The sequence below is a fragment of the Pirellulales bacterium genome, from assembly GCA_036490175.1.
GTDB lineage: Bacteria > Planctomycetota > Planctomycetia > Pirellulales > JACPPG01 > JACPPG01.
Window position 1 is genome coordinate 19,940 of record DASXEJ010000299.1, and the last position, 7,604, is coordinate 27,543.

The window sequence follows — 7,604 nt, forward strand, 5'->3', positions numbered from 1 at the left end:
GTCGCGCGCCGGGATGATGGCATCAAGTACCGATATCACTGTTGCTTCGAGACGACCAAGGCGTCGCTTCGTGCGGCGCCGTGCCGTCGTCGGACTGCTGGCCGTGGTCCTGGCGGCCGGAGGCTGCGCTGCGACCCGCTACGTTGAGCTGCGTGCCGTGCCGCGCGGCCCATTGGTCGATCGCCTGAAGTTGACCTCGCATAACGGGCCTCAACCCACGGAACGCACGCTGCAAGTCCTGCGGCAGCACGATCTGTTAAGGGACCTGAAGAAGCTGGATCCTCGGATCGTCGTCGACAGGTTGCAAGCGATCGCTGATCAGGGGCCGTCGGCCGAGATGCTGTATTCGCTGGCTGAATTGAATTATCTGGGCGGCAAGAAAATCGAGGTCCGCAACGAGGCTGTGGCCCTGGATATGTACGGCGCCGCTGTTGCCAATGCGTACCTCTATCTATTCGACGAACGGTTCACTCCGGTCCGAAATCCCTATGACCCCGAATTCCGCGGCGCCTGCGACGTCTACAATGGCGCGCTGGAAAGTGCCATGCGGGTCGTGCAGAAACGGGGCGGATTGCTACCAGGCCGGACGCAGGCTATCGAATCCGAATCCAAACAGTGGGACGTGACGGTTCTGATCAACGGCGGACGATGGCAGGAGGATGATTTCGACCGCTTCGAATTCGTCTCGGATTACCAAGTGAACGGTCTGGCCAACCAGTATCACAACTTTGGATTGGGCGTGCCGTTGATTGCGGTGCGCAAGAATCATGCCCCGGAGGCGCCCACCGAGCAGTTCTTTCCACCCGAGTTGAGCTTTCCCGTGACCGCGCTATTGCGAGTCCTGCCAGAACCGGCTCCGCCGGGCGCGGCAGGAGTGGCCGGCAAAATACGGCACAATTGCGTGCTGGAACTGTACGATCCGCTTGTCTCGTCCGACATAGTGTTGGGCGGGCGACGCGTGCCGCTGGAAACAGACCTCAGCACGCCGCTGGCCTACCTGCTCAATGATCCGCGATTGGAAAGCGCGGCCACGACCGGACTGTTGCATCCCGATCGGTCGCAGAAGACGCGCGGACTGTACATGCTCGAGCCGTATCAACCCGGCAAGATTCCTGTATTGATGGTCCACGGGCTGTGGTCGAGTCCGTTGACCTGGATGGAAATGTTCAACGACTTGCGCAGCAACCCTGAAATACGGCAAAACTATCAATTCTGGTTTTACGAGTACCCATCGGGCGAGCCATTCTGGGTAAGCGCCGCGCAGTTGCGGCAGGATTTGAACCGTCTGCGCGAAGTTCTCGACCCGCGCCGCTCCGAGCCCGCTTTGGATCAAATGGTGTTGGTCGGGCACAGCATGGGCGGCTTGGTGTCAAAACTGCAATCCGTCGACAGTGGCGACGCATTTTGGAAGACCGTCAGCGATCACCCGCTGGCAGACCTCAAGATTTCACAACAGGATCGAGAACAACTGGCTCAGGAGTTTTATTTCCATCCCAACCCCTCGGTGCGTCGCGTGATTACGATTGCCACGCCGCATCGTGGCAGCAAGTTCGCCAACAGCGCGGCCCAATGGCTGGCCGCACGATTGATCACCATGCCCGAGCAAATCGTCAAGGGACGACAGGATCTGTACCGCGAAAACCCGGGCAAGCTCCACAATCCATCGCCCGTGGAAGTGACTACCAGCATTCAATCGCTTTCGCCGGATGACCCCATCTTTCCCGTCATGCTGGCCGCGCCCCGGCCGCCGTGGGTGAAATACCACAACATCATCGGCGAGGTCCCCACCGAGGGACTAATTGGCAAGATTGCCGGTGGCACCGACGGTGTCGTTTCGCTGGAAAGTGCCCATTGCGATCAGGTCGAGAGCGAGATGATCGTGCGCAATGCTGACCATCTGACCGTGCACCGGCATCCGCTCTGCGTCCTTGAAGTGCAACGGATCCTGCTGCTGCACCTGGACGAGCTGCGCAGCTTTCCCAACGCGCCGCAGCCGCGCGTGCAAACGGTCGCCGCGCCGCGCCTTCCGTTGGGTACCAGCGCAACGCCGAGGCGATGATGTAGACGCCGAGAGCTTACCAGTATGAATTACACGGATAGCTCTCGTGCGCACGTCGGCCTTAGTCGACCACAACCTGGTCGAGGCCCTCTTCCTCTTGCGGGAACTGAGGGTTCATCCGTTCTAGCGCCGCGCGCAATGCGCCGCTGACGACAAGGTCGCGATGCCACTTTTGGTCGGCCGGCACGATCGTCCAGGGGGCCCACTTGGTGTTGCATTTGGTCAGAGCGTCAGCATACGCTTGCTGGTAGTCGTCCCATAACTTGCGATCGGCCAAGTCTGCGGCCTGGAACTTCCAACGTTTTTTAGGGTTCTTGAGCCGGGCCTCGAGACGACGCTTCTGCTCGTCCTTGCTAATGTGCAGGAAACATTTCACGATTGTTACGCCCGCGTCGACTAGTAGTCGCTCGAACTCGTTGATCCGGTCGTACCGGCTCTTCCATTCGGCCTTGGCCACGGTCTTGCGCACCCGCGGGGCCAACACGTCCTCGTAATGCGAACGATTGAAGATGCCTATGTCGCCGTGGCCTGGCACGGCCCTGTGGATGCGCCACAGGAAATCGTGGCGCGCATCTTCGACGGTGGGGCGTTTGAAGGCCGTCACCTGGCAGTTGACCGGGTCGACGCCTGAGAGCACTTTGCGTATGACACCGTCTTTGCCGGCCGTATCCATGCCCTGGAATACGCACAGCAGCGCTTGCCGATTCTCGGCGTAGAGTCGGTAGCAAAGATTGTCGATGACGGCGACGTTGTCCTTGGTGACGACTGCCGCCGCCTTTTCGTTGAAGGCGCCGTCGTAGGCCGGATCGAAGTCCGCAAGATCGATCTTTTTGCCCGGCTTGACTGTAAGCGGTTGTCCCATCGCGCGCCTCGTCCGGCAGCCGCCATCGGTGGACTGGCGGCCCGACAATTCGCGCGCCACTCGATCAGTCAACGTATCCGGCAGTAAACGCCATTATGTTTACTACGGCGTTGAAGGCATAGCACGGGGACTGGGGTTTTTCGGGGGTGTCATGTCCACGCTCGCGTCACCACGCCTTCGCATAGTTGCGAACTAACGTATTGACGCCGGCCTGGGCATGACACCCGAATGTCGAGTGGATCGCTAATGACGTTCAAACAAGGGACGGAGCGCCATGCCCCCAGGTCGACCCGACGGACGTGTCAGCGAGCTCAGGCTGCCGCGCCTGCGCAATTCCAACAAGCCGGGGGACGTTCGCGAGGCGCCTTCTTCCGCACGGGCGCTGGTCGTCGCCGCGGTCGACGGTTGGACTTTCGCCGTCGACGAGCGTTTGGCCTTCACGGGCCGGGGGGCGGGCGCGACGGCCGTCGGCTCGTCTTCAAAAACTGGCAACTCCGCCCGCAGGACGCGCACATCGCGGGGGGCCTCGATGCCGACGCGTACCACCTGCCCCTTAACCAGCAGGATGGTCACGGTGATGTTGTCTCCGATCAGAATCTGCTGACGCGTTTTTCGCGAAAGCACGAGCATGGCTACACTCCTTTGCAAGCTGTTTACTGTCGCGCCCTGTGACGGATTGCTAAATGCACAGCCCGTGCCAGCCGCCGGAGATTTCTTGGCTCGTTGACGCATCTTCCTGTCGCAGAAGGGGTTCACAACAGGGTGATGCGAAACGCAAATTAATTTAGTGTACGCATGTTTACAAAAAGATTTGTAATCTCTGTCCTGCCGGCATCGCACTGGCGGCAACCAAGCCGCATTCCTGGCAAACTACGGCAACTTTGCGGCCGTACGTCTGGCGATTCTCAGGATCTGGGGCAATCGGTATGCGAGATAATCCGCGCAAGCCGGAAGAAAAGGCTCGTCGCGGACCGCCAGCATCCGCATCGTGGCGGTACCTGATGGAAGGCGCGGCAGCGATGCTGTCGCGTGATGCTACAGTTTTACGTTCGTGGGAACCGGCTTGGGCTTTTCCAGCTTGCGCAGCTGATCTTGCGGATTGCCGCCGCCACCCCCTCCGTTGCGTGCCATGCGCTCACGCTCTTCGAAGCCGGTATGCTTCTCGGTCCATTTCCATCCCAGCGGTTCGGACAATTCTTTTTCCGCCAGATAGGCCCACGGTGTGCCTGGATGCTTGTCGCGGACGCGGGTGAGGTTCTCGCGTGCCTGGGCGGCGAACTTCTCGTACTGGCTCGAGGCCGTAATGTCGTCGGACGGCTCCAAGACCCAAGTGTCGCTGTCCTCTTTCTCAAACTTCATGCCGTTCTTGGCCTTGCCCAATATCGCGTTGTAGGTGTCCGTCCGAACCATGACGGCCAACACGCGTCCCATGGCCAGGTCATAGCCGGCCTGCCAGCGGCTTCCCGTTAATTTCGCTCGGTCTTTTTCGCCGGCCTTGAGAATCGTGTAGAGCTGTTGCAACTTCGGTGCGACGATGGCCGCGGCGCGTTGGGCGACGTCTAGCTCTTGCTTGAGCTGTGCTTCGTTGCGCTTGGGAAACTCAAATCGCGGCCGATCCATCGGATCGACCATCGAGAATTCCGCGGCTTGCACGAGCGCCGTGCGAGCGTGGTTCTCCTTCAGAAGCTGGTCGTATTGCCGCGGCGCTACGTAATCCGGCTTGTAGTTGCGCATCACCTCCGGATCGAAGAATTGATTGATCCGAGTCACCATCGCGGCCGTTTCATTGACGTGCCCCGGCTTCGCCGGTCGATTCGGATGCACCGCAAAATAAATGCCGTGAGTCGCCACGCACAGCCTGGTCAAGCCATAGGGACCAAAGCCCGAGTCGATCGCTATGTGCTTATTCCAATCGCGCCCCGAAAAACCAATCTGCACATTTTCTGGCATGGCCGACTCGGGCCCGGTATCGACGGCCACATCCGTTTCTCTGAATTGCGGATCCGTGGGGACGTAACGCACATAGGCCTGCCGCTGGCCAAAGGGGGCCGGGACCCCAATCGCGTACACCGGAATCGCATGCTTCTTACACAGTTCGATGGCCGTTTCCAGCCGGTCCTCGTCGTTGCCGGCCTCGTCGGTCACCACAATAAACATCACATTACGACGTGTGCCGCCGGGGCGGAATTTTTGAAACTTGCGCGCTGCTTCGGCAACAGCGGTGAAGGTCAATTCAACTCCACTTTCGTCGACGGGTAACTCGTGGATGGCCTTTTTGATTTCGGCCAGGTCGTCGGTCGGCTCCTTGATGCGGAGGTTGATTTCCTGACCAAAGCCGATCACGGTTGTCAGCAGTGGTTGATTTCCGTGCTTAGTAAACGCATCGTTGCCGCGGGATTGAATGATTCCCAACTCGCGATAGACGTGATCGAACCTCTGCTCGATCGCCGCGCGCTGCGGTCGCAGGCTTTCCGACTGGTCCATGAGCCAGACCACCAATGTCGGCCGTTCATCAAGCGATTCCATGATCTCTTGCGTGACGCGATCCACTGCCCCTTCGGCCCCCTTAACCCCCACGCCCGCGTCTCCGCGCACGGCCAGCCGGTCGCTTAGATTTGGCGCGGTCGAGAGCTCGACCATCACAGGTAACTCAGATGGTCCGGTATCGGACGCGGCCATTTGACCCGTTTCAAGATTCGAGATTTCACCCAAGGAGGGGGCCGTTGCCTGCGCCATGCCGGTGCCTTGCAGGCTATTGGCACCGACCTCGTCGGTCTCGGACGTCGACTCGCTGTATTGGACTTCCTGCAGATTGACGGCGTCGTTGGCACTCCAGGCAGATAGAGTGGCACCGACAGGGCGATCGGGGAGGCTTTGCCAGATGAGCGCCAGCAAGAGCAAAAGCGCCAGATGCACGCCCAGGCTAACAGCCCAGGAGACTCCGTCCCGTTCGATCGGCACGGATTCGAGCCAGTTTCGCAATGCGCCGTTCGACTTCATCGACGGCCACCTCTTTGTCCTAGTGCCCACCGCCGCAACTGCGAGAGATGCACATTGTTTCGAACAGTGCATGGACGTCAGTGATCGACGCCACCTGTCAAAGTCAAATGCCTCTCGCAAAAACTTGGCCCGGGGAGTCGCTGTCCCTACGGTCTATTGTCAAGTGTTTTTGCCCGGAATGCAAGGGAAACGCACCCCCTTAAGGCATGATCGGAAAGCCCATTTGAATCTGATGGTCGGCCTATTTCTAGGTCCTCGGACCTCTTTATCTCCCTTCGCGGCGCAGGCATTGTGGAAGTTTGACGGTCGTAAACCTCGCATCTACCATGAAATGAAGAGCGCAAGCCGGCGACCGTTTGACTGCCACGGTCGTTCTCGCGCAGCGCGTCCGATCGCACATTTCTCTCCGCGGCGTCAACAGTTGAATCGCAATTGACCCGAAGGTTGCGCATGCATCACTTCCACCGCAAGGCCGGTTCTTGCCAGTTCCGATCGGACTTGGTGCCGGAATCGCATCGTGGTGCATTGGTGAGTGCGCTCGCGATCCTGTTGGTGGGAATGCTGTGCGGCGTCACGCGGGCTCAGTTTCCCAAGGTCAAACTGCCGCCGAAGCAAGAGGTGATGCTAGTCACGGAGGACGAAGTCCTGCTAAAGGCCTCGTTTTGGCCCGGAGCCGCTGGCAAAGAAACCGTTCCCGTAATTTTGTTGCACGCCTTTCGAGGCACTCGGCAGGATTTCAATGTGCTGGCCGAATTCTTGCAGGGAAAAGGGTGCGCCGTGATTGCCCCCGATCTGCGCGGGCACGGGGACAGCACTCAGGTACGCGATGGCCGTCGGCCTTTGGCGGCCGCGGAAATGTCGCCGCCCACCTTCTCCGGCATGATCGAAGATGTCGAGACGGTCAAGAGATTCCTGATGGCGAGAAACAACAGCGGCGAATTGAATATCGACAAACTGTGCATGGTGGGAGCGGAAATGGGGGCCATCGTGGCCGCCAATTGGGCCATCACCGATTGGGGCTGGCCGCCACTTGCCGTCAGCAAGCAGGGGCAGGACGTGAAAGCGATCGTGCTCATCTCGCCCCCCGAAAAATTCAAAATGCTGCGGATATTCGATCCCCTGAACGACCGGGCCGTGCGCAGTCAGATCTCTTTCTACATCGCCGTGGGGAATCAGGATTCCACGGCGCTGCGTGACGCCACCAAGATCTATAACACCCTCAAGCGATTTCACCCCCCGCCCGTCAAGGGCGAGGACCAGGACTTGTTCTTCGACGCGCGCATTCCCACCACGCTGCAGGGAACGAAGCTGCTCGGCAAGGACTTCAAACAGTTTGGTCTGGCCGCGAATATCGCCGAATTCTTCGAGGCCCGCGCCGGCAAACAGCCCTACGAATGGCACGATCGCAAATTGCCGCAATAGTTCGCTGCGCCGTGCCTGCGGGCCATTTCCACATAATGCGTCGGCGTGCATTGCGCCGTCGACGCACAAGTCGTTCCATAGACAATGAGAGCGGCAGGCGACCGCGAAAAATCGGAATTCCTAAGTTCGACTTTTGCAGTTTTTAGGGTGCCCGAAACTGGTCTGCGTAAATAGTGCGAGCCTCCGGCACAATGCTTGGGACATCACTCTCAGGCATCGAGCAAGGAGGCTCACGATGGAACTTGTACCCGGTTTTGTGCA

5 protein-coding genes are annotated in these 7,604 nt (G+C 59.4%); 2 read left to right on the plus strand and 3 right to left on the minus strand.

The features are described from left to right. Positions 1-70 precede the first annotated feature (70 nt). Positions 71-2,059 carry an alpha/beta fold hydrolase gene (locus tag VGG64_22650; GenBank protein HEY1602420.1) on the plus strand — a complete coding sequence of 663 codons (1,989 nt, stop codon included), beginning with the start codon at positions 71-73 and terminating at the stop codon, positions 2,057-2,059. Positions 2,060-2,120: 61 nt separating this feature from the next. Here VGG64_22650 and VGG64_22655 read toward each other — a convergent pair whose 3' ends face one another. From VGG64_22655 to VGG64_22665, 3 genes are all read right to left on the minus strand, one after another. Beyond that, positions 2,121-2,921 carry a polyphosphate kinase 2 family protein gene (locus tag VGG64_22655; GenBank protein ID HEY1602421.1) on the minus strand — a complete coding sequence of 267 codons (801 nt, stop codon included), beginning with the start codon at positions 2,919-2,921 and terminating at the stop codon, positions 2,121-2,123. A 243-nt stretch (positions 2,922-3,164) separates the two neighbouring features. Next, on the minus strand, positions 3,165-3,551 hold the full coding sequence (locus tag VGG64_22660) for a carbon storage regulator (protein HEY1602422.1): 387 nt from the start codon (positions 3,549-3,551) through the stop codon (positions 3,165-3,167). Positions 3,552-3,956: 405 nt separating this feature from the next. After that, a complete protein-coding gene (locus VGG64_22665) occupies positions 3,957-5,921 on the minus strand; it encodes a vWA domain-containing protein (protein ID HEY1602423.1) in 1,965 nt (654 codons plus the stop codon). Between the two features lie 450 nt (positions 5,922-6,371). Between VGG64_22665 and VGG64_22670 the strand changes: the two genes are divergently transcribed. Next, complete coding sequence (locus VGG64_22670) at positions 6,372-7,343, plus strand: alpha/beta fold hydrolase (protein ID HEY1602424.1); 972 nt, start codon at positions 6,372-6,374, stop codon at positions 7,341-7,343. Positions 7,344-7,604: the final 261 nt, after the last annotated feature.

What these genes read in the sequence shown, in the direction of transcription:
- VGG64_22665 (HEY1602423.1), bottom strand. Translation starts at nt 5,921, where the DNA reads ATGAAGTCGAACGGCGCATTGCGAAACTGGCTCGAATCCGTGCCGATC.
- VGG64_22660 (HEY1602422.1), bottom strand. Translation starts at nt 3,551, where the DNA reads ATGCTCGTGCTTTCGCGAAAAACGCGTCAGCAGATTCTGATCGGAGAC.
- VGG64_22670 (HEY1602424.1), top strand. Translation starts at nt 6,372, where the DNA reads ATGCATCACTTCCACCGCAAGGCCGGTTCTTGCCAGTTCCGATCGGAC.
- VGG64_22655 (HEY1602421.1), bottom strand. Translation starts at nt 2,921, where the DNA reads ATGGGACAACCGCTTACAGTCAAGCCGGGCAAAAAGATCGATCTTGCG.